Source organism: Brooklawnia propionicigenes (assembly GCF_030297015.1).
In the GTDB taxonomy this organism is placed as follows: domain Bacteria; phylum Actinomycetota; class Actinomycetes; order Propionibacteriales; family Propionibacteriaceae; genus Brooklawnia; species Brooklawnia propionicigenes.
This window is the reverse complement of record NZ_AP028056.1, coordinates 1,210,623-1,232,753: the sequence shown is the minus strand read 5'-3', so window position 1 is coordinate 1,232,753 and position 22,131 is coordinate 1,210,623. Positions and strand designations below refer to the sequence as shown.

Here is a 22,131-nt window from a genome sequence, read left to right as displayed (position 1 = left end):
AGGCTAGGCGGATCGGATCCCGCGCACCAGAGCAGGTGCCGGACCGTGCCGGGAGATTGCCCACTGGCTAGCGTCGATCCGGGTCTGTAACGAAGTGCAACATCGGGTTAGGCTGGAGGCATCGCCAGCGCGTCAATGGGGTAGCGAAGGTGAGTTGCCGTGAACTCGTATGACATTGCATTCGTACCGTCGGATGAGAGATCGCACCGCGAGGTGCTGGAGAAGATTCATGCTGCCTGGTTCCGCGGAGAGCGCCCGCCCGCTCAGCCGCGTCCGGTGATCCGCGACTCCTGGTTGCGGCTGAAGCGTTGTGGCCTGAATCCGGTCAACCAACCCGCGGCCGTCGCGGACCGCGCCAGAGGCGACGATGCCGCGATTCTGGCGGTGCTGCCGATCGTGCGGGGCATGATCGGCCCGCTGCTGGACGACGATCACATCCTGCTGGTGCTGGCCGATGCGAACGGGACGGTCCGCTGGCGGGCGGGTGGCCGGGCGATCCTGCGCCGCGCCGATCAGCTCGCCTTCCGTCCCGGTGGGCACTGGTCGGAGAAGGCCGTCGGCACGAACGCGATCGGGACCGCGTTGAGCACCGGAACGCCGGTGCATGTGCATGCGGCCGAGCATTTCTACCTCAGCCATCACGGCTGGAGTTGTGCGGCGGCGCCGGTGATCGATCCGCGGATGATGCGCCCACTCGGCGTGATCGATCTGTCCTCCCCGGCGGACCAGGCAAATCCGATGGCGGTGGCTCTGGTGGCCAGCGTCGCACGCCAGATCGGGGTCGAGCTCAAGGAGGAGCATCGTCGCGACCTCGGCCGGCTGGCGGCAGCGACCAGGACTCCAGGCGCCGGCCGCTGGATGCTGGTGGACGACTGGGGTTGGGTCGCGGCGGCCGAAGGGGTCGCCAGTTCGGCGAGGATCAGGCTGCCCTCCGGATTGAGCGGATCCTTCCCGGTCGACGGGCTCGGCGTCGCGGGCGCTGAACGGGTGGCGGGCGGCTGGCTGCTGCGTCCGGCTGCTCGGTCCGAGGGTGTTCAGGCGCAACTCGAGTTGACGATCGGGGCGCACCGCTGCTGGCTCGCCGCGCCGGGCGCCAAGGCGACCAGCATTCACGAACTGACAGGCCGCCGAGCCTCCATCGTGGCCTGGCTGGCCGATCATCCCGCTGGCGTCAGCGCGCGCGAACTGGCGGAGGCGGTCTATGGGCGCCCGGACGCCGTGACCGCGGTCCGGGCCGAGATCTGCCGGGTCAATTCAGCGCTCGGGACGGTCGTGCAGTCTCGTCCGTACCGGCTTTCGGAGAGCATCCGGGTGATCGACGAACGCTGACCTCACAGGTGGACCGGGTACTGCGGATGCGGCACCTCGGGCTTGACCTGCTCGGTCACGAAGATGTCGTACCAGAGCATGAAGACCAGCAGTGTCCAGATCTGCCGCGAGTTGTCGGCATCGCCGCGACGGTGGGCGTCCAGCATCTCGAGGGCCGCCAGTGGATCGATGAACTCGGTGGTCCCGGCTGATTCGATGATCGAGCGGGCCCACTCGTAGCCGTAGTCATCGCGCAGATAGACGCGGATCGGCACCGGGAAACCGAGCTTCTTGCGGTTCAGGACGTGCGCCGGAACGACCGGTTCCAGCGCCTTGCGCATGGCCACCTTCGACTGGTTGCGGGTGATCTTCTGGCTGATCGGGATATGCCGGGCGACCTCGAATACCTCCTTGTCGAGGAAGGGCACCCGCAACTCCAGCGAGTTGGCCATGGTGACCTTGTCCGCCTTCACCAAGATGTCGCCGCGCAGCCAGGTGAACAGGTCCAGATGCTGCATCCGGGCCACCGGATCCCAGCCCCGGGACAGTTCGTAGATCGGGTCGGTGATCTCGCGGAACGAGCTGGGCGTGTAGTCACGCAGCACGGCCTGCAACTGGGATTCGCGGAAGTTGCGGGCATTGCCGTAGTAGCGCTGCTCCAGATCGATCGAGCCGCGCTCCAGCAGGCTCTTGCCGCGGAAGCCCTGCGGTAGCACCCGGCTGACCGCCGCAAGACCCTTGCGCAGCGGGTTGGGCAGTGCGGTGAGCGGACGCAGGCTCAGCGGTTCCCGGTAAATGTTGTAGCCGCCGAACAGCTCGTCCGCGCCCTCACCCGACAGCACCACCTTGACGTGCTTGCGGGCCTCGCGGGCCACGAAATACAGCGGCACCAGGGCCGGGTCGGCGACCGGATCGTCCAGATACCAGACGATCAACGGCAGTGTCTCGCACAACTCGGTCTCACTGACCGTCTTCACATAGTGCTTGACGCCGATCGCTTCTGCCGACTCGGCTGCCACGTCGACCTCGGAGTAGCCCTCGCGTTCGAAGCCGGTGGTGAAGGTCAGCAGGTTCGGGTTGTACTTCTTGGCCAGCGCGGCGATCGCGGTGGAGTCGATGCCGCCCGACAGGAACGAGCCGACGGTGACATCGGCTCGCATGTGCTTGGCGACCGAATCGTCGAGTACCTCGAGGATCTGCGCGTACAGTTCCGCTTCGGCTTCGGGGCCGTTCACCTTCGTGGGTGCGAACCGCGGGCGGAAGTACCGCTTGGCGGTCAGCACACCATCGCGCAGCGTGAAGCTGGTGCCCGACTCGATGCGGCGCAGATGCGCATCGGCAGACTCCGGCTCGGGTACGTACTGCAGGACGAGGTAGTGCCGCAGGGCATCGGTGTCGACCACGGCCGGCCCGGTCAGCGCCCGCAAGCTCTTCGCCTCCGACGCGAACCCGAAGCCGTCGCCGGTCTCGGCGAGATACAGCGGCTTGATGCCGAACCAGTCGCGCGCGCCGAAAGCCGTCTGGGTCTCGGTGTCCCAGATGACGAATGCGAACATGCCGCGCAACTGCTTGACCCAGTCGGGGCCGTGATAGTGGTAGCCCGCCACGATCGCCTCGCCGTCGCCCGACGTGCGGAAGACCGCCTTGTCATCGGTGGCCAGCCGGGCGCGCAGCTCGACGTAGTTGTAGATCTCCCCGTTGAAGGTCATCGCGTAGCGGTCGGGATTGTCCGGGGGGCCCCAGCGCAGCGGCTGCTTGGAGCCTTCGATGTCGATGATGCTCAGCCGGTTGAAGCCGAAGATCGCGCGGTCGTCATGCCAGACCGCGGTGTCGTCCGGGCCACGATGCCGTGCGCAGACCATGCCTTCGGCGACCTGGCCGACCCTTGCCTCATCGAGCGTGCCGGTCGAGATGAAGCCCATCAAGCCACACATCGGAATACCTACCGTCCTGCCGACTCCTGCTGACCGGCCGTCGATCAAGGTATCCGACAGCCTTCTCAGACAGTATCGCTGAAAGCCACAAGAATGCACGGTCGCCCTTTTAGCCCCCGCCTACCCCCGTCAGCAAAGGTCATGAAACAATCGCCTCATGAGTCCGCGACAAATTGAGGTCTCCGAACCCCGCGAGATTGGTATCACCGAGCTGGTGCTACGCGATGGCCATCAGAGCCTGTTGGCCACCCGCATGGCCATGGAAGATATGGTCGGTGCTTGCGCCGACATCGACGCAGCCGGCTATTGGTCAGTCGAGTGTTGGGGCGGAGCGACCTATGACAGTTGTATCCGTTTCCTGAATGAGGATCCGTGGGAGCGCCTGCGGACCTTCCGCAAGCTGCTGCCGAACAGTCGCCTGCAGATGCTGCTGCGTGGCCAGAACCTGCTCGGCTACCGCCACTACGAGGACGAAGTGGTCGATCGCTTCGTCGACAAGTCGGCTGAGGCCGGCATGGACGTTTTCCGCGTCTTCGACGCCATGAACGATCCGCGCAACCTTGAACACGCCATGGCTGCCGTGAAGAAGGTTGGCAAGCACGCGCAGGGCACCATCTGCTACACCATCTCCCCGGTCCACACCGTGGAGGGTTACGTGAAGCTGGCCGGCGAGCTGCTTGACATGGGCGCCGATTCGATCGCCCTGAAAGACATGGCCGCGCTGCTCAAGCCGCAGCCCGCCTACGACATCGTCAAGGCCGTCAAGGACACCTACGGTGACGTGCAGATCAACGTGCACTGCCACTCGACCACCGGCGTCACCCAGGTCTCGCTGATGAAGGCCATCGAGGCCGGCGCCGATGTGGTGGACGCTTCGGTCAGCTCGATGTCGCTCGGCCCGGGCCACAACCCGACCGAATCGGTCGTCGAGATGCTGGAGGGCACCGGTTACACCACCAAGATCGACATGGCCCGCGTCTACAAGGTGCGCGACCACTTCAAGAAGATCCGCCCCAAGTACGCGGAGTTCGAGTCCAAGACCCTGGTCGACACCAAGATCTTCGATTCGCAGATCCCCGGCGGCATGCTGTCGAACATGGAGTCGCAGCTGCGTGCGCAGGGTGCGGCCGATCGCACCGACGAGGTCATGGCGATGGTCCCGATCTGCCGCAAGGACGCCGGTTACCCGCCCCTGGTCACCCCGTCGTCGCAGATCGTGGGTACCCAGGCCGTGTTCAACGTCCTGATGGGCGAGTACAAGGTCATGACCGGCGAGTTCGCCGACATGATGCTCGGCTACTACGGTGCCTCACCGGCCCCGCGTAACCCCGAGGTCATCGCCCTGGCGGCCGAGCAGGCCAAGAAGGAGCCGATCACCGTTCGTCCGGCCGACCTGCTGGCTCCCGAGTGGGATTCGCTGGTCGAGCAGGCTTCCGCCCTTCCGGGATACGACGGCACCGAGGAAGACGTGCTCACCTTTGCGCTCTTCCCGGGCGTTGCGCCGACGTTCTTCGAGCACCGCAAGGAGGGCCCGAAGTCGGTCGCTCGCACCGAGGCTCAGATGAAGGCCGCGGCCGAAGGCCAGGCGAACGCTCTGTCCGGACCGATCACCTACAACGTCACCGTCAACGGGGCCAGTCACACCGTTTCCGTTGAGCCGGCCTGAGGGGGACACCTAGATGGCTAAGCAGAACACCATGGAAGAGCGCTTGGCGCACCTCAATGAGGAGCGGGCACGCGTTCAGGCTGGTGGCGGCGAGGCGCGTATCGCGAAGCAGCACGAGAAGGGCAAGCTGACCGCTCGTGAGCGGATCGCCGTTTTCACCGACCCGGGCTCATTCATCGAGACCGGCGCCTTCCGTAAGAACCGCACCACTGCCTTCGGCATGGACAAGGCGGACATGCCCGCCGATGGCGTGGTCACCGGCCATGCCTCGGTGATGGGTCGGCCCGTCTACGTCGCCAGCCAGGACTTCACCGTCGTGGGCGGTTCAGCCGGCGAGGTGCACAACACCAAGGTCACCGAGACGATGGAGAGCGCGCTGATGAACGGCGCTCCGTTCGTCTTCATCAACGACTCGGGTGGCGCGCGCGTCCAGGAGGGCATCGATTCGCTGTCCGGCTACGGCAAGGTCTTCTTCGCCAATGTCGAACTGTCCGGTGTTGTTCCGCAGATCTCGATCATCGCGGGTCCCTGCGCCGGTGGTGCGGTCTACAGCCCCGCGCTGACCGACTTCATCATCCAGACCCGCAAGGCCCACATGTTCATCACCGGGCCCGACGTGATCAAGCAGGTCACCGGCGAGGTCGTCACCCAGGACGCCCTCGGCGGCGCCGATGCTCATCAGTCGATCTCGGGTGTCACCGATTTCGTCGCGGACAACGATGAGCAGGCTCTGCTGATCGCCCAGAAGATTCTGAGCTTCCTGCCGCAGAACAACGCGGAGGAGCCTCCGGTTCTGTTCCCCGATGACAATGTCGAGCTGAATCCCGGACTGCGCGACATCGTCCCGATCGAGGGCAACAAGGGCTACGACGTTCGCGATGTCATCGCAGCGCTGGTCGATTACGGCGACTTCCTCGAAGTCAAGGCCGGCTATGCGACCAACATGGTGACCGGTTTCGGACGCATTGTCGGGCGCTCGGTCGGCTTCATCGCCAACCAGCCGAAGTCGATGTCGGGTGTGCTCGACATCAACGCCTCCGACAAGGCTGCCCGGTTCATCCGGATCTGCGACGCGTACAACATCCCGGTGATCAACCTGGTCGACGTACCGGGCTTCCTGCCCGGCGTGGCACAGGAGCACGGTGGCATCATCCGCCACGGCGCGAAGATGCTGTTCGCATACTCGGCGGCCACTGTGCCGAAGATCACGGTCGTCCTGCGCAAGGCCTATGGTGGCTCGTACCTCGCCATGTGCTCCAAGGAATTGGGCGCTGACAAGGTGCTTGCCTGGCCCAGCGCGGAAATCGCGGTGATGGGCGCCGACGGTGCCGCCGCGGTGGTCTTCCGCAAGGAGATCAACGCTGCTCCCGATCCGGAGGCCAAGCGGGTCGAGGTCGTGCAGGCTTACCGCGATGAGTTCGCGACGCCATTCGCCGCTGCCGCCCACGGCTACGTGGACGACATCATCGATCCGGCCGACACCCGCCGTCAGGTTGCGGTCGCTCTCGCGCTGTCTGCGAACAAGCGAACCCAGCGTCCGCCCAAGAAGCACGGCATTTTCCCGGTCTAGGAGCACAGATGAGTAACGAGACGAAGGATCTGTCGACCGCCGATCTGGCGGCGCTGATCGAGAAGCTGAGCAAGCAGGTCGAAGAACTGGACGCCGAGGTCACCCGGCTGAAGGCGAGCCGTCCGATTCCGGAGGCAGATCTGCTGGCAATCGCGGCCGCAGCGGCGGCCTACATGGGCTACAAGGGCACCGTGAAGGCGGTCAGCTACGCCAGTCATACGGCATGGAGCGCGGCGAGCCGTCGCAGCCGGACCACCAATAACTCGCGGGGCACGATGCCGGTGGCATCGTTGTGACCGGTGTCCAGTTGATGAACTGAAAGAGGAATGACAATGCGTCTCAAGATGACAGTCAACGGCACCGAGTACGTCGTTGATGTGGAAGCCGAGCAGGAGGTTCGGGCCGTTCCGGCGCCGATCGTCATTGGCGGCGGGCCGGGTTCGGCCCCCACGCCCACGACGGCCTCCGTGCCGGGTGCTGCTGCCAACGCGATCACTGCGCCGCTCGCCGGTTCGGTGGCCCGCATCCTGGTGAAGGAGGGTGACAAGGTCGACGCCGGCCAGGTCGTCATCGTCCTCGAAGCCATGAAGATGGAGACCGAGATCACCGCGCCGACTGCCGGCACTGTGGACTCGGTTCTGGTCGAGGTGCGCGAGGCCGTCCAGGGTGGCCAGGCTCTGGTCACGCTCGCCTGAGCCTTCAGTAGTTTGATCAGCAGGGGCTGGTCGTCCATGCGGACGACCAGCCCCTGCTGATGTTGCGGCCAGGATGCCACCGCTGCTCGGCGGCTCGATCTGGGTGAACCCGCGGGGCCCACCCAGATCGTTTCAGTCCCGGATCGTTTCAGTCGCGGGCGACCTTCCAGTTCGCCGCCTGAGCGCGCGGCCTGATCACCAGCCGGTCGATGTTGACATGTTCGGGCAATGTGGCGATCCAGCGCACGGCCTCCGCGATGTCCGCGGCCACCAGTGGCTCCGCCACGCCGGCATAGACGGCGTCCGCCTTGGCCTGGTCACCGCCGAAGCGCACCAGCGAGAACTCGTCGGTGTGCACCATGCCGGGGCTGACCTCACACACTCGGATCGGGCGGCCGACCAGTTCGAGGCGCAGCGAACCGGCCATGAAGCGCTCCGCCGATTTCACGCCACAGTAACCGCCGCCACCCTCGTAGGCGGTTTCGGCGGCGGTCGAGGTGATGAAGATGAACGCCCCGTGCGCGGCCTCGACGGCTCCCAGCAGAGCCTGGGTGACGCGCAACGTGCCAGCGACATTGATCTGGTACATCCGCTCCCAGTCGGCGACGTCGGCCGTCTCGATGGGATCCTGGCCCACCGCACCGCCGGCATTGTTGAGGACCACGTCGCAGCGGGGCCCGACGGCAGCGGCCAGCGCATCCACCTGGTCCTGATCGGTGACATCGCACGCGATGGCTACGCCATCGATCTGGTCGGCGAGTTCGGTGAGCCGGTCGATGCGCCGCGCCGCGCAGAACACCTTGAATCCGTCACCCGCCAGGGCACGGGCGCTGGCGGCACCGATGCCGCTGGATGCGCCGGTGACGACGGCGATTTTTCGATCATCGTGAGAAGAAGCGAGAGCAGCCATGGGCCCATTGTCCCACAGCGTTGCTGGCGGGTATCGGCCGCGGATGCTCGTCCGCCGTGCTCGCGCCTACTTGGTCGCGTTGGGCAGCCAGACCGCCGACCATCCGATGATCGGCTCGTGCCAGCTGTCCGCGGGCACGTTGATCGACATCAGGCCGACACCGGTGCTGGCGCCGTTGCTGTAGATCATGCCGTCGCCCGCGTACATGGCCACATGGCCGTAGGGGTTGCCGACGGGGCCGCCGTCGTACCAGATGAGCGCGCCGACCGGGATGTCGCTCATGTCGGTGTGCATCATGCCTGCGGCGGAGACCACAGCCGCCGCGTCCTGGGCGCTGGCGATGCCTGCGCTGGTGTAGCCGTAGAACGCGGAGACCAGAGCCAGGCACATGTTGCCGTAGTTCTGGTTGCCGACCATCGACTGGGCAGTCGCGATGGCCTCGGCGGGCGTCTTGGGGGCGCGCTGGCCGGGAGCGAAGACTCCCTCGATGCTCGGCTCGGCGGTGAGCGCCATCACGGGCTGGCTGGCAGCCATCTCCCTGAGGTCGGGACGAGCGCTGTCGCGGGTGACCATGTCGACGCGGGAGGCGACGTGGGCCTTCTGGTCGGCTGTGGCGAAGATCGCGTCCGGGTTGATGATGTCGCTTGCAGAAACGGCCTGAACCGACATTCCGACACCGGTGAAGGTGATGGCGGCTGCCAGCCCGAGGATACCCATGGTGCCGCGGCGGCGGCGAACGCGCCGGGCGACGAAAGCGCTCGGTTCGGGGGCGAGGGTGGATCCGACTGCCAGGATGGCGGTGGTCTCGAGTGCCTCGGTGGCGGGCTCGGCTTCGGCTGCCTGCGCGGCACGCAGCGCCTCGGCGGCGCGAGCCACCGGTCCGGCGATGGCGGCGACGAGCACGGCGCTCTGCGCAGCGGCGACCGGGTCCATGGCCCGGCGCGCCTGGCAGCGGCGAGCGGCGGCGAACTCATCAATGGTGATGTCATCGGTGGTGCCGATCAGCCCACGGCGAGCGCCGGCGCTGCCAGCCGGGGTGTGGGGCAGGGCGCGGGTCGCGGTGTAAGCCAACGAACGCGCGGGGGTGTGGGTCTGAGAATGTGTCGCCAGATATGGGAACGAGTCAGTCTCTCCGGGAATCTGATCGCCCGCTTCTACCACCAGGGCCCTTGCTGCAGCCATATTTTTCCTCGACAACCCAACTTCGGGTTGTTTGCGCAACCCATCACGCTTGATTGATCCTTCACAGAAACTGAGAGAACCCCTCGGTTTCTTAAGGAATCTTAAGGTCTTGTTCCCGAAAGGGCAAACCGAGAGGCCGTGAGGGGCGGCTGTGGGTTGCTGTGAACCCGTCGGACGCCGGCTTCGGGGCTTGCCAGAGGGCAATCCGAGATCCTTGGCGTTCGGCGTTCACAGACCGGTCCGCGTCGTTAGGATTACCCCATGACCTACAAGCTCATCCTGCTCCGCCACGGCGAGAGCGAATGGAACTCCCTCAATCTGTTCACCGGCTGGGTGGACGTCGACCTGACCGAAAAGGGTGTTGCAGAGGCCAAGCGCGGTGGCGAACTGCTGGCCGAGCAGGACCTGCTGCCCGACAAGCTGCATACCTCTTTGCTGCGCCGTGCGATTCACACGGCTTACCTCGCGCTGGACAACTGTGACCGGCACTGGATCCCCGTGGAGCGTTCCTGGCGGCTCAACGAGCGTCACTACGGTGCCCTGCAGGGCCTCAACAAGGCGGACACCCTTGAGAAGTACGGTCAGACGCAGTTCATGCAGTGGCGCCGCAGCTACGACGTTCCGCCGCCCCTGCTCGACGAGGACTCCAAGTACTCGCAGTTCAATGATGTGCGTTACGCCGACATCCCCGCCGATGAGCGTCCCCGCACCGAGTGCCTCAAAGATGTCGTCGCCCGTATGCTGCCGTACTGGGAGTCGGCCATCAAGCCCGACCTGGTCGCCGGCAAGACCGTGCTGGTCGCGGCACACGGCAATTCGCTGCGCGCGCTGGTCAAGCATCTCGATGAAATCTCGGACGAGGACATCGCGGCGCTCAATATCCCCACCGGCATCCCGCTGTACTACGAGCTGGACGACGATTTCCAGCCGCTGGTCAGGGGCGGTCGCTACCTGGATCCCGAGGCTGCCGAAGCGGGCCAGAAGGCGGTCGCCAATCAGGGTAAGAAGTAGCCGTATGGCACGCTGAACCATGCCGGTGGCGATACCGCAGCTGTGGCCCCCTCGGCCCCAGCCGAACAGGCCGCTCCGGAGCGGGCAGCCGCGAAGCTCTCGTTCGGTACCCAGCCCACCGGAATGAAGAAAGCCGTCAACAGACCCCACGCAATCAGCGCGGGAATGTTGGGCATGATCATGCCGTACCTGCCCGACACGGTCGAACGCGTGGGACGATCGCCGCTGCGCAAGCTCTCGCGCAACGACCGCTTCGTAGGCCCGGCGTCGCAGCTGGCCGAACGGGGGATGCCCACGGAGGCCCTGTTGGCGGCGATGGGTGCGGCCTTCCGCTTCGACTACGCGGAGGACGCCGAGGCCGTCGAATTGCAGCGGCTGCTGGCCGAGGAGCCGGCCGAGGTGGTTGTCGGCACCGTCACCGGGCTCGAACCAGACCATCCGCTGTACCCGGCGGTGCTGGAGCTGGTGAAGTCGGTTCAGGGCTGATCGACAAGCACTGATCACACTGAAGGGGGAGGGACCCGGTCGGACGGCCGGGTCCCTCCCCCTTGTCGTCATCCGATCTTGGCTAGCTGCATCGCAGCTCGTCAGCGGTTTCGACCCGGTCGGATTCCGGACCGTGCACCGCGTGTCGAGGTCGCCGTTCGACTACTTTTGGTCTACGACAACGTATTCAGAAGGGTCTCGAACATGACTGAGTCGCAGCCGACGCCACTGGTCGTCACCTTCACAGCCAACCCCAGCATCGACCGGACGATCGCGCTGGACGCGGAGTTGCGCCGCGGCGAGGTACAGCGAGCGGTATCCATCACCGAACAGGCCGCTGGCAAGGGCATCAACGTCGCGCGGGTCGTTGCGGCGTCCGGATACCAGGTGAGCGCGGTCTGTGCCGGGCTGGACGAGCAGTACAGCATGCTCGCCGCCCGCTCGGCCGAGCCGCTGCCGATCCAGGGCATTCAGCTGGGCGCCGGGCAGCATGTGCGCGGCAATACCACCGTCACCGAGCCCAGCGGTGTCACCACCAAATTGAACGGGCCCGGGCCGGTGCTCAGCGCGAATCAGGTCGCCGAGGCATCGTTGCTGCTGATGGACGCGGCAGAGGGCGCCTCCTGGGTGGCGCTGTCGGGGTCATTGCCTCCGGGTGCCCCGGTGGACTGGTATGCGCGACTGGTGGACGGGCTGCACGCTACTGGCGCCAAGATCGCCGTTGACACCTCGGACGCCAGCCTGGACGCGGTACTGGCCGCATTGCCGGTCGGTTCGTTCGACCTCATCAAGCCCAATTCCGACGAACTGGCACAGCTCACCGGCGGCGACGCGGCCGCCTTCGAGCGGGCTGCCAAGGCCGGTGAGCTCGATGAGATCGTGGACGCGGCCACCGCGCTGCACGCCCGTGGTATCGCCAATGTGCTGGTCACCCTCGGCGGCTCCGGCGCAGTACTGGTCACTGCCGAGGGCGCCTGGTATGCCACCGCGCCGCGGATCACCGTGGCCAGCACGGTGGGCGCGGGCGACTCGTCGGTCGCCGGGTTCATCCTCGCCGATGTGGCGGGCAAGTCGTCGTCCGAGGCCTTGGCCAGCGCGGTCGCGTACGGCTCGGCGGCAGCGTCCCTGCCCGGCACCACGCTGCCTCGTCCCGAAGATCTGCCCGCCGATCCGGTGGTCTGCACCCGGCTGCGCTAGCTCTGCCAACGCCCGCTGCCGGCGCTGTCGTCCTCGCTGGCAGCTGCAGCCGCCACCCCCATCCACCCGCCCACAAGAACGCTCGCCGTAAGTCAGTTCGCTTCCGTTGGAACGCGAGCGAACTGACTTACGGCGAGCGTCTGCTACGGACGGCGAGCGTCTGCTACGGACGGCGGGCGTCCGGGTGACGGGACCGGACAGCGGTCTAGGTGGACGGCCAGTTCTCGCCCTCGGGCAGGTCACCGGTGATGATGTAGATGATGCGGCGTCCCATGGCGACCGCATGGTCGGCGATCCGCTCGTAATAGCGTCCCAACAGTGCGACATCGACGGCGCTCTCGACCCCGCCGGTCCAGTCATCGCCGAGGATCACCCGGAACTGTTCGCTGCGCAGTTCGTCCATCACCTCGTCATCTTCGGCGAGCTCCCTGGCGTCTTCAAGGTTGCGCTCGGCCAGCACCCGACCGACATTGCCCACCATGTCCTGGGCGACCCGCGACATCTGCCTGAAGTTGTCGTTGAGTGCTTCCGGCACCGCGTGCTCCGGGTATCGCAGTCGCGCGATCTTGGCCACATGCGCCGCCAGATCGCCCATCCTCCCCAGCGCGGCCACCATCTGGATGACCGCGACCAGGGTGCGCAACTCGCCGGCCACCGGCGCCTGCCGCGCCAAGATGGTGAATGTGCGCATTTCGAGCTCGTCATGCATCACATCGATGCGGGTGTCCCCGCTGATGACCCGTTCAGCCAACTGCAGGTCGGCATCCAGTAGCGCCCGGGTGGCGTCCCGCACGGCGATCTGGATACTGTCAGAAATCACGACCAGCTCGTTGACGACGCTTTCAAGGTCACTCTGATAGATCTTGCGCACCTGATACCCCTCTTTAGATCCGTGTCCGACTCACGAAGGCACGTCAGCCCAGCATGCCCGACAGACCTGGCGCTTTGGTGAACTGTGAGTGAACTTCTCCGGTCTGGTTCACCTGGCACTGCCAGTCGTGGACAACAACACTACTAGCGGGGTCCCATACGGTGTCTCGCGGCCGCCGGCCGATGCCGTCTGGCATGATCGATGCTGTGGAGGTTGTGTTGGCTACCGTGCTCGGCCTGGCCGTCGGCCTGGCCGTCATACCGATGCTGAATTGGATCAAGAAGCGCTCCCGGGCCACCGCCGCCGACCTGTCAGAGCCAAGTCCCCAAGTCAGCGAGCAACTCCAGGTCGCCGTGGGACTGCTGCGGGCCGGCGCGCTGGTCGTCGGCCCCTATGACGAGGTGCTGCTGTCCAATCCGAGGGCCCGGACACTGGGGCTGGTGCGCGGCAGCAGGGTCAGCCCCGAGGAACTGCTCGACATGGTCCGTGGGGTACGTCAGAGCGGCCAGTCGGTCGGTTCGGTGCTGAAGGGCCGCCGCGAGCCGGGCACTCCGGTGACCGAACTCGCCGTGCGGATCGCCGCGCTGGGCGAGGGCCTGGTCCTGATGATCGTCGACGATCGTTCTGCCCAGGTGCGCACCGACGAGATCAAACGCGACTTCGTCGGCAATGTCAGCCACGAACTCAAGACCCCGGTCGGCGCCATCCGAGTGCTCGCCGAGGCCGTGGAGGACGCCTACGACGATCCCGAGGCCGTCCACCGATTCGCTATACGACTTATCGCCGAAGCCGAACGGCTGAGCGAACTCATTCGGCAGATCATCGAACTGTCCCGGCTGCAGTCCGACGATCCGCTGCTGCAACCCGAGGTGGTCTCGGTGGACGAAGTCATCACCGACGCGATCAATAATCGCCGTGAGCTCGCCGAATCGCGCTCGGTCAACCTGTCCACGGCCGTGACTCCCGGCCTACGGGTGCTCGGTGACATGCGCCAGCTGACCAGCGCGGTGACGAACCTGATCGAAAACGCGATCAACTACTCCAATCTGGGTGCCCGGGTATCGGTGAGCAGTCGCGCCTGCACCGACGACGGCGACGATTTCGTCGAGATCGCCGTCTCCGACAACGGCATCGGCATCCCTCCCGAAGAGCTGGACCGCATCTTCGAGCGCTTCTACCGCGTCGACTACGCGCGCAGTCGTGCCGAGGGTGGCACCGGACTCGGCCTGGCGATCGTCAAACATGCCATCGGCGCCCATGGCGGCTCGGTGAACGTGTGGAGCAAGCCCGGCCAGGGCTCGACCTTCACGCTGCGGCTGCCCGCCTACGAAGAGATTCCAGCTGCGGCGACCGAGTCGCCGCTGACGACGAGAGGTACGTCGTGACCCGCATTCTGATCGTTGAGGACGAGCAGTCCTACCGCGATGCCCTGTCGTACATGCTGCAACGGGAGGGCTTCGACGTCGCCGAGGCGGCCGATGGCCAGTCCGGACTGTCCGAATTCGATCGCAACGGTGCTGATCTGGTGTTGCTCGACCTGATGATGCCCGGAATGAGTGGCACCGAGGTCTGCCGCCAGCTGCGCCTGCGGGGCAATGTCCCGGTCATCATGGTCACGGCCCGCGATTCGGAGATCGACAAGATCGTCGGCCTGGAGCTCGGCGCCGACGACTATGTGACCAAGCCGTTCAGCCACCGCGAGCTGGTGGCCAGGATTCGCGCGGTGCTGCGCCGCGGACAAGAGGCGGAGTTGCTGCCGGAGGTCGTCGAGGTCGGCGATGTGCGCATGGACATCGAGCGCCACGAGGTCTCGGTCAGCGGGCGGGCGGTGCGGCTGGCCCTCAAGGAGTTCGAGTTGCTCGAACTGCTGCTGCGCAATGCCGGGCGGGTGATGACCCGCGCGCAATTGATCGACCGGGTCTGGGGCTCGGACTACGTGGGCGACACCAAGACGCTGGACGTGCACGTCAAGCGGCTGCGATCCAAGATCGAGCCCGACCCCGCGCGTCCGGTCAAGTTGGTCACCGTGCGTGGCCTCGGCTACAAGTTCGCCAGCTGAGCCGTCAGCCGGCCGGTATTGGCGGGCCGTCCAGAACACCGATATGCAATCGCCGAGAAGCATTTCTCATTCCACGACAACCTCGAATGCCATTTCCGGGCCCTGAAAACCAGGTGTTAGGCAGAAGGCCGCCCGGCGCGGGCTATGCCCACGTTCATATGTTGAGACGGCGCTGTTATTCGAGCCGCGAAGTATGTACATTGACGGGCATGAGCATCCCTGCTCCCATTTCTGTGGCATTTCTCATGCTCCGCGGCTGTTGTTGTCGCCGCGGAACTCGCGCCTGTCTCCGATAGGCTCGCCAGGCCCGGCCGGCTAGCCCCAGCCGAGCCCATATCCCGTAATGAACCGCATGTCCGCGGTTTACGTGCCGTGCCACCATTGCGCCCGAGCATGAATGCACGCAATTCTTCACTTAAAGGAAGTATTTCTATGTCTGCATCCGATGCTGCCCGGATTACGTCGGCAGCCCCCGAAAGAGACCCCTCAGCGCCCGACTCCGCCGGAAAGTTCTCCATCAATGAGGACTGGCTGGCTGTTATCACCGGCCTCGTCCTGCTCACTCTCGCCCTCACCGGCATTATTCCTCCGGGAGTCATCCAATGACCGACATCAAGCCGATCAGTGCAAACGAAGAACTGAATGACGAACTCGCCAGCGCTGTTCAGGCGTCCCTCGACGACGAACTGGACGAGCCTCGCCCCAGTGGCCCCCTGCAGTGGATCATCGGCGGACTGGCCGTCGTGGTGATCCTCGGCACTGCCGCGTGGTACCTGTCGGAATACGTTCCGATCTGGACGAAGGGCACCTCGGTGAGTTGGCTCGGCACGATCGAGTATCCCGTGTACGCCATCATCTTCGGCCTGCTCGGCAATGCGCTGCTGAGCGCGCTGAACCTGCGGGACAGGCTCTCGCCCGGGTTCCGCACCGAGTTCCTGATCAAGACCGGCCTGGTGCTGCTGGGCGCGTCCATCAACTTCGCCATCATCGTGAAGGCAGCCGCGCCGGCCATCGCGCAGGCAACGCTGCTGATCACCTCGGTCTTCTTCATCACCTGGTGGCTGGGCAGGCTGTTCGGTCTGGACGCCCGGCTTCGTGCGCTGCTGTCGAGCGCCGTGTCGATCTGCGGTGTCAGTGCCGCGATCGCCGCAGCGGGCGCGGTCAAGGCGAAGAAGGAGGATCTCGCCTACACCGCGAGCCTGGTGATCATCTTCGCACTCCCGTCGATCTTCCTGCTGCCGTGGTTGGCGGGCCTGCTGGGGCTCACCGACGCACAGACTGGCGCCTGGATCGGTGGCAACATCGATACCACCGCGGCCGTCACCGCGGCGGGCAGCATCGCCGGTGAGGCCCCGTTGCAGATCGCAGCCATCGTCAAGAGCACCCAGAACGCGCTGCTCGGTGTCGCCGCGGTCCTGCTCACGGTGTTCTTCGCCTACAAGATCGACCGCAAACCGGGGGAGGCAGCTCCTACTGCTTCGCTGTTCTGGCAGCGATTCCCGAAGTTCGTGCTCGGCTTCCTGGTCGCCTCGATCATCGCGACGATCTTCGTGAACTCGGTGGGCTCGCAGGCTGCCGCCCCCCTGATCGGCACCGCGAACAACCTGCGCACCTGGTTCCTGACCTTCGCTTTCGTGAGCATCGGACTGGAACTCAAGGTCTCTTCGCTGCGGCGTGCGGGCTGGCGGCCGATCGCCGTGTTCGCCCTGGCGACCGTGGCCAACCTGGTGATCGGATTGGCTCTGGCCCACCTGTTGTGGAGTGGTTTCGAGATTCCTGCCTGATCCGCGGACAACGCAATGGCCCGGTGGTGACTCACCACCGGGCCATTGCCATGTTGTTGGGGGTCAGGCGATGGCGCCTTGCCGGTCGGCGCCCGCCCAGATCCGATCGTCGTCGTCGGCCACCGCCTGCCGGTATCGATCGACGATCGTGGCGATCACCAGCGGGTGATCCCCGATCGGCTCGGACACCAGGTCGGCGCCGGCGCTCCGCAGCCGGTCGTGGAAGACACCGGGAGCCAGCAGGAAGCTGGCGATCGCGACCCGCCGGTATCCGGCTGCCCGCAGAGCGGCTACCACCTCGGCCGGGGAGGGCGCAGCGGCGGTCACGAAGGCCGGACGGACCGGACGCCCGATCTCCCGGGCCAGCCGGGCAGCGGCGTCGGCCGCCTGCCGGTTGGCGGTTTCCCGCTTCGAGCCGGCCGCGGCGAGCACGACGGCGTCACCGGGCCCGCCGGCCTCGGCCAGCCGGGCGGCCAGCACCGCCTCCGGCGCGGCGCCCAGCGAGGGGGTGAGCCGGGCCCGCCCACCGGACGCCTGCACCGCGGCCGGCAGATCGGAGGTGACGTGATAGCCGGAGGCGAGGAAGCACGGCACCACCACGGCCGGACCCACGGCGCTCAGCGTCTGGGTGAGCGTGGGAGTCAGCACATCCGCCCAGCCGAGATGGACCTTGACCTGGGGCAGCGCAGCCGCCACGGCGAGCACCACCCGGCGGGCCAGCTGCTGACCGGCCGGCTTCTCGGTGCCATGAAATGCCAGTACGAGATCAGGAGGTGACATCAGATCTCCCAGTTCCAGGCATCGCCGAACCGGTCGCCGAAGATGGTGTGCCCGCGGACCATCCCCGCCGCCAGCGTGTGGGCGGTCTGCGGATCGATCAGCAGGAAGGCACCCCCGGAGCGGTTGGTTGCATAGTCCTCGGCCAGCACCGGTGCGGCGAGCCGCAACGTCACCCGTCCGATGTCATTGAGCACCAGTGAATCGGTGCCGACGGCCGAGACCGAGTCGAGATCGAGCCGGCTGGTGATCTGGCGGACGAGGGCCTGCACGGTCCGGGTGGAGTGCTTGAGCAGCACCCGCTGGCCCAACCGCAGCGGCCGCTCGTCCAGCCAGCACAAGGTGCCGTCGATATCGACGGTGGGCTCGGGTGCATCGTCCACCGAGCTGATCAGGGCACCGCGCGCCAGGTCGACCTCATGGGCCAGCCGAAGCGATACCGACTGCCCGGTCACCGCCGTGGTCAGTTCGCGTCCGGCCAGGTCAATCCCGGTCACCGAGGTACGCAGGCCCTCCGGCAGCACCACGACCTCGTCGCCGACCGAGACCTGCCCGGCCGAGACCAGTCCGGCGTAGCCACGGTATTCGGCGTAGCGGGGGTCGATGGCCGCGGACTGCGGCCGCAGGGTCAACTGGACGCCGAACCTCAGTCCGATCCGGGGCGCCGACGCGGTGACCTCGATGTCTTCGAGCAGTTCCAGCAGACTCGGGCCGTCGTACCAAGGGGTGCGGTCCGACCTCGCGACGACGTTGTCGCCGCGCAGGGCCGATACCGGCAGCGTCGTGACCTTGGCCGCTCCCAGCCATTCGGCCACTTCGCTGATCTCGGTGGCCACCCGCCGATAGGCGGTCTCGTCGTAGTTCAGCAGGTCGATCTTGTTCACCGCGACGACCACCTCCGGCACCCGCAGCAGGGCTGCGACGGCGAGGTGGCGGCGGGTCTGCTCGAGCACGCCCTTGCGTACGTCCACCAGCAGCACCAGCACGTCGGCGGTGGACGCGCCGGTGACGGTGTTGCGGGTGTACTGCACATGGCCGGGGCAGTCCGCGAGCACGAAGCTGCGTTTCGCAGTGGCGAAGTAGCGGTAGGCGACATCGATGGTGATGCCCTGCTCCCGCTCGGCTCGCAGGCCGTCGGTGAGCAGGGCGAGATCGACATCGGCCAGGCCACGGTCCTGGCTGACTCGTTCCACGGCGGCCAGCTGGTCGGCCAGGATCGCCTTGGAGTCGTACAACAGCCGCCCGACCAGGGTCGACTTGCCATCGTCCACACTTCCGGCGGTGGCCATTCGCAGCAGCGAGCGGGTGGCGACTGGGGTGCTCATCAGAAATAGCCGTCCTTCTTGCGATCTTCCATGGCAGCTTCGGTGAGCCGGTCGTCGGCCCGGGTGGCACCGCGTTCGGTGATGGTGGACGCGGCCACTTCGGCGAGCACCTGTTCGACGCTACCGGCGGTGGATTCCACGGCGCCGGTACACGACATGTCGCCCACGGTGCGGTAGCGCACCGTCTTGGTGTGGACGACATGCCCGTTGGGCGGTGTCACCTCGCTGACTGCCAGCCACATTCCGGCCCGCTCGAAGACCTCCCGGTCGTGGGCGTAGTACAGGCTGGGCAGTTCGATGTGCTCGGCGGCGATGTACTGCCACACGTCCAGCTCGGTCCAGTTCGACAGCGGGAACACCCGGACATGCTCGCCGGGCCGGTGGCGCGGATTGTACAGATTCCACAATTCGGGGCGCTGGTTGCGCGGGTCCCACTGCCCGAACTCGTCGCGCAGGCTCACCACCCGTTCCTTGGCCCGGGCCTTCTCCTCATCGCGGCGCCCGCCGCCGAAAACCGCATCGAAACGATGCTCGGCGATGGCGTCCAGCAACGGCAGAGTCTGCAGCGGATTGCGGGTGCCGTCGGCCCGCTCCAGGAGCCGGCCATCGTCGATATAGTCCTGGACCCGGGCCACCAGCAGGCGGACGCCGAACTGGTCGACCATCCGGTCGCGGTACGCGAGCACCTCGGCGAAGTTGTGCCCGGTGTCGACATGCAGCAGGGGGAACGGCACTCGTCCGGGCCAGAAGGCTTTGGCGGCCAGGTAGAGCAGGACGGCCGAGTCCTTGCCGCCGCTGAACAGCAGCACCGGCCGCTCCAGCTCGGCGACGGCCTCGCGGATGATGTGGATGGCCTCGGCCTCCAACAGGTCGAGATGGTCGAGTCTGCTCATAGATGTAACCCGCATTCGGTCTTGGCCAGGCCGGCCCATCGGCCGGCCCGAGGGTCTTCACCGGGAGCGACCCGGCGCGTACACGGCTCGCAGCCGATCGAGGGATAGCCGTCGGTGAGCAGCAGGTTGATCGGCACCGACCACTGGGATGCGTAGTCGAGCAGGTCGTCGAAGCTCCAGGCGGCGAGTGGGTTGATCTTGACCAGCTGGTGTGTGGCATCCCACTCGACCAGCCCGGCGTTGGCGCGCAGTGCATTGTCCTCGCGCCGGATACCGGTGACCCAGGCCTCGTAGCCGGACAGGGCGGCGTTGATGGGCTCAACCTTGCGCAGCTGGCAGCACAAACCCGGATCGCGCTCGTACAGCCGGGGGCCGTACTCGGCGTCCTGCTCGGCGACCGTCTGGGCAGGCAGGACGTCAATAATCCGCGCGTCGATCACCGACGCCAGCGCATCCCGGGTGCCCAGGGTCTCGGCGAAGTGGTAGCCGGTCTCCAGGAAGAGCACGTCGACGCCGGGACAGTGCCGGGCGATCAGGTGCGGTAGCACGGTGTCGCCGGCCATCGAACAGGCCACCGCGAGCGTGCCCGGGAAGGTGCGCGCCGCCCAGGCGGCGACATCCTCCGCGGTGGCCTCGCCCAGTTCCGCGGCGCCCTGATCGGCCAGCGCCTGCAGTTCCTCGGTGGAACGGGCGCGCTTGTTGGGGGTCTGAGTCATCGCAGCTCCTCATCGTCGGCCCGGTGGGCCCAGTCGGCGAAGGTCTCGTCGGGTTTGCGCCCGGCCAGATAGCTGCGGGTGACCCGCTCGACGTAGTCGGGCATATTGGCCGAGGTCACCTTGAGGCCTCGCACGGTACGCCCCAGGCCCGCGTCCTCCCGGTCGACCGAGGCCAGGCCACCACCCAGGTGAACCTGGAAGGCGAACTCCTCGGTGCCGTCCGGGTTCTTCTGCAGCTGGCCCTTCAGGCCGATGTCGGCGGTCTGGATCCGGGCGCAGGAGTTCGGGCAGCCGTTGATGTGCAGGCTGATCGGCCGATCCAGGGATACGTCGGCCAGCCGCTGCTCGAGAGTGTCGATCACGGCTGCTGCCGTGCTCTTGGTCTCGACGAAGGCGAGCTTGCAGTACTCGATACCGGTGCAGGCCAAGGTGGCTCGCCGGAATGGGCTCGGATTGGCCCTCAGCCCCAGCTTCTCGAATGAGGCGATGAGCTCATCGGTTCGCTCGGGCGGCACGTCGAGCACCAGCAGTTTCTGGTGCGGGGTGAACCGGATGCGTCGGGCACCGACCGAATCGGCGGCATCGGCCAGGGCCTCGAGAATGTCCTCGGAGACCCGTCCGACGGTGGGGGCGAACCCCACATAGTTGAGGCCGTCCTTCTGGGGGTGCACCCCGATGTGATCGGCCGGCAGGCTGGACGGCCCCGGCTCGGGACCATCGGCCAGCCGGTATCCGAGGTACTCGTTCTCGAGCACCTCGCGGAACCGCTGCGGCCCCCAGTCGGCCAGCAGGAACTTCAGCCGGGCCCGGTTGCGCAGGCGGCGATAGCCGTAGTCGCGGAACAGCCGGATCTCGGCGTGCCAGACATCGGCGGCCTGCTCGGCGGTGACGAAGGCGCCGAGACGCTGGGCCAGGCGCGGCGCCACCGACAGCCCGCCACCGGCCCACAGATCGTAGCCGGCGCCCAGTTCGGGATGCACCACGCCGACCAGCGAGATGTCGTTGATCTCATGGACGACGTCGAGGCTGGGGTGGCCGGTGATCGCCGACTTGAACTTGCGAGGCAGATTCGACAACGACTCGTCACCGATGAACCGCTCGACGATCTCGGCGATCACCGGGGTGGGATCGATGATCTCGTCCGCGGAGATACCGGCCACCGGCGAGCCGAGAATCACCCGGGGAGTGTCGCCACAGGCCTCGATGGTCTGCATTCCGGCATCCTCCAGGCGGCGCCAGATCTCGGGCACGGACTCGACGGTGATCCAGTGGAACTGGAGATTCTGCCGATCGGTGATGTCGGCGGTGCCGCGGGCGAAGTCACGCGAGATCCCGGCCAGCGTGCGGATCTGCTCGGTGCTGAGCGCGCCGCCGTCCAGCCGGACCCGCATCATGAAGTAACGGTCGGACAGCTGGTCGGGGGTCAGCTCGGCGGTCCGGGAACCGTCGATGCCCTGGCGGCGCTGGGTATAAAGACCCCACCAGCGCATCCGGCCATGCAGATCATCTGAGGGGATCGAGTCGAAGCCCTGCTTGGCGTAGATCTCTTCGATCCGCTTCCGGACGTGGAGGCCGTCGTCAGCGGCCTTGAATACCTCGTTGGGGTTCAGCGGTGCAGTGCCATCCACTGCCCACTGGCCTTCGGCACGTGGTGCTCGTTTGGTTGTGGTGGTCATGGTTCCTCATAGCGATTGAGGACTCGCGGAGGGCCGAACGCGGCAGGAAACCCGCTCGGGCTGCACGAGCC

General features: G+C 66.4%; 21 protein-coding genes. 12 read left to right on the top strand and 9 right to left on the bottom strand.

What is annotated here, in order from left to right; genetic code table 11:
* The first annotated feature begins 159 nt into the window (after positions 1-159).
* Entirely contained in the window at positions 160-1,329 is a 1,170-nt protein-coding gene (locus tag QUE25_RS05525) for a GAF domain-containing protein (RefSeq protein WP_286268147.1), read from the top strand.
* A 2-nt stretch (positions 1,330-1,331) separates the two neighbouring features.
* Here QUE25_RS05525 and asnB read toward each other — a convergent pair whose 3' ends face one another.
* Positions 1,332-3,242 carry an asparagine synthase (glutamine-hydrolyzing) gene (asnB, locus tag QUE25_RS05520; RefSeq protein ID WP_286268146.1) on the bottom strand — a complete coding sequence of 637 codons (1,911 nt, stop codon included), beginning with the start codon at positions 3,240-3,242 and terminating at the stop codon, positions 1,332-1,334.
* 157 nt (positions 3,243-3,399) lie between these two features.
* Here asnB and QUE25_RS05515 point away from each other — a divergent pair, with 157 nt between their 5' ends.
* Genes QUE25_RS05515 through QUE25_RS05500 form a run of 4 tightly spaced genes read left to right on the top strand, consistent with a single transcriptional unit; the run spans position 3,400 to position 7,173 of the window.
* Positions 3,400-4,908, top strand: coding sequence for a methylmalonyl-CoA carboxytransferase subunit 5S (locus tag QUE25_RS05515; RefSeq protein ID WP_286268145.1), 1,509 nt, complete (start codon positions 3,400-3,402; stop codon positions 4,906-4,908).
* Between the two features lie 13 nt (positions 4,909-4,921).
* The gene (locus tag QUE25_RS05510; RefSeq protein WP_286268144.1) at positions 4,922-6,478 is read left to right on the top strand and encodes an acyl-CoA carboxylase subunit beta; all 1,557 of its coding nucleotides are present in this window, start codon (positions 4,922-4,924) and stop codon (positions 6,476-6,478) included.
* A gap of 8 nt (positions 6,479-6,486) precedes the next feature.
* Positions 6,487-6,774, top strand: coding sequence for a hypothetical protein (locus QUE25_RS05505; protein ID WP_286268143.1), 288 nt, complete (start codon positions 6,487-6,489; stop codon positions 6,772-6,774).
* Positions 6,775-6,810: 36 nt separating this feature from the next.
* On the top strand, positions 6,811-7,173 hold the full coding sequence (locus QUE25_RS05500) for a biotin/lipoyl-containing protein (protein WP_286268500.1): 363 nt from the start codon (positions 6,811-6,813) through the stop codon (positions 7,171-7,173).
* 148 nt (positions 7,174-7,321) lie between these two features.
* Here QUE25_RS05500 and QUE25_RS05495 read toward each other — a convergent pair whose 3' ends face one another.
* Together QUE25_RS05495 and QUE25_RS05490 are read right to left on the bottom strand one after the other, a co-directional pair.
* Positions 7,322-8,083 carry an SDR family NAD(P)-dependent oxidoreductase gene (locus QUE25_RS05495; protein ID WP_286268142.1) on the bottom strand — a complete coding sequence of 254 codons (762 nt, stop codon included), beginning with the start codon at positions 8,081-8,083 and terminating at the stop codon, positions 7,322-7,324.
* Positions 8,084-8,149: 66 nt separating this feature from the next.
* Positions 8,150-9,265 carry an NlpC/P60 family protein gene (locus QUE25_RS05490; RefSeq protein ID WP_286268141.1) on the bottom strand — a complete coding sequence of 372 codons (1,116 nt, stop codon included), beginning with the start codon at positions 9,263-9,265 and terminating at the stop codon, positions 8,150-8,152.
* A 261-nt stretch (positions 9,266-9,526) separates the two neighbouring features.
* On the opposite strand from QUE25_RS05490, the gene QUE25_RS05485 reads away from it, so the two are divergent.
* The 3 genes from QUE25_RS05485 to QUE25_RS05475 all read left to right on the top strand — a co-directional run bounded on the left by QUE25_RS05485 (position 9,527) and on the right by QUE25_RS05475 (position 11,959).
* A complete protein-coding gene (locus QUE25_RS05485) occupies positions 9,527-10,276 on the top strand; it encodes a phosphoglyceromutase (protein WP_286268140.1) in 750 nt (249 codons plus the stop codon).
* A gap of 42 nt (positions 10,277-10,318) precedes the next feature.
* Positions 10,319-10,762: a mannitol dehydrogenase family protein gene (locus QUE25_RS05480; RefSeq protein WP_286268606.1), complete on the top strand. Its 444-nt coding sequence runs from the start codon at positions 10,319-10,321 to the stop codon at positions 10,760-10,762.
* 204 nt (positions 10,763-10,966) lie between these two features.
* On the top strand, positions 10,967-11,959 hold the full coding sequence (locus tag QUE25_RS05475; RefSeq protein WP_286268139.1) for a 1-phosphofructokinase family hexose kinase: 993 nt from the start codon (positions 10,967-10,969) through the stop codon (positions 11,957-11,959).
* Between the two features lie 205 nt (positions 11,960-12,164).
* Here the strand turns inward: QUE25_RS05475 and phoU are convergent, their stop codons facing one another.
* Entirely contained in the window at positions 12,165-12,830 is a 666-nt protein-coding gene (gene phoU / locus QUE25_RS05470; RefSeq protein WP_286268138.1) for a phosphate signaling complex protein PhoU, read from the bottom strand.
* 194 nt (positions 12,831-13,024) lie between these two features.
* Here phoU and QUE25_RS05465 point away from each other — a divergent pair, with 194 nt between their 5' ends.
* From QUE25_RS05465 to QUE25_RS05450, 4 genes are all read left to right on the top strand, one after another.
* Positions 13,025-14,215 (top strand): sensor histidine kinase, encoded by a 1,191-nt coding sequence (locus tag QUE25_RS05465; protein WP_286268137.1) that lies wholly within the window; start codon positions 13,025-13,027, stop codon positions 14,213-14,215.
* Positions 14,212-14,889 carry a response regulator transcription factor gene (locus QUE25_RS05460; RefSeq protein ID WP_286268136.1) on the top strand — a complete coding sequence of 226 codons (678 nt, stop codon included), beginning with the start codon at positions 14,212-14,214 and terminating at the stop codon, positions 14,887-14,889. Before QUE25_RS05465 ends, QUE25_RS05460 begins: the two co-directional genes overlap by 4 nt.
* 432 nt (positions 14,890-15,321) lie before the next feature.
* Positions 15,322-15,495: a hypothetical protein gene (locus QUE25_RS05455; protein WP_286268135.1), complete on the top strand. Its 174-nt coding sequence runs from the start codon at positions 15,322-15,324 to the stop codon at positions 15,493-15,495.
* On the top strand, positions 15,492-16,673 hold the full coding sequence (locus QUE25_RS05450) for a YeiH family protein (RefSeq protein ID WP_286268134.1): 1,182 nt from the start codon (positions 15,492-15,494) through the stop codon (positions 16,671-16,673). Before QUE25_RS05455 ends, QUE25_RS05450 begins: the two co-directional genes overlap by 4 nt.
* 63 nt (positions 16,674-16,736) lie before the next feature.
* Here the strand turns inward: QUE25_RS05450 and QUE25_RS05445 are convergent, their stop codons facing one another.
* From QUE25_RS05445 to QUE25_RS05425, 5 genes are read right to left on the bottom strand one after another with little or no spacing between them, the layout of a single operon-like run.
* Positions 16,737-17,453, bottom strand: coding sequence for a sirohydrochlorin chelatase (locus QUE25_RS05445; RefSeq protein WP_286268133.1), 717 nt, complete (start codon positions 17,451-17,453; stop codon positions 16,737-16,739).
* Positions 17,453-18,775 (bottom strand): sulfate adenylyltransferase subunit 1, encoded by a 1,323-nt coding sequence (locus tag QUE25_RS05440; RefSeq protein WP_286268132.1) that lies wholly within the window; start codon positions 18,773-18,775, stop codon positions 17,453-17,455. The genes QUE25_RS05445 and QUE25_RS05440 overlap by 1 nt, the downstream gene beginning before the upstream one ends.
* Positions 18,775-19,668 carry a sulfate adenylyltransferase subunit CysD gene (cysD, locus tag QUE25_RS05435; protein WP_286268131.1) on the bottom strand — a complete coding sequence of 298 codons (894 nt, stop codon included), beginning with the start codon at positions 19,666-19,668 and terminating at the stop codon, positions 18,775-18,777. Before cysD ends, QUE25_RS05440 begins: the two co-directional genes overlap by 1 nt.
* A complete protein-coding gene (locus QUE25_RS05430; protein WP_286268130.1) occupies positions 19,665-20,384 on the bottom strand; it encodes a phosphoadenylyl-sulfate reductase in 720 nt (239 codons plus the stop codon). Before QUE25_RS05430 ends, cysD begins: the two co-directional genes overlap by 4 nt.
* Positions 20,381-22,060: a nitrite/sulfite reductase gene (locus QUE25_RS05425; RefSeq protein ID WP_286268129.1), complete on the bottom strand. Its 1,680-nt coding sequence runs from the start codon at positions 22,058-22,060 to the stop codon at positions 20,381-20,383. Before QUE25_RS05425 ends, QUE25_RS05430 begins: the two co-directional genes overlap by 4 nt.
* Between the last annotated feature and the right edge of the window lie 71 nt (positions 22,061-22,131).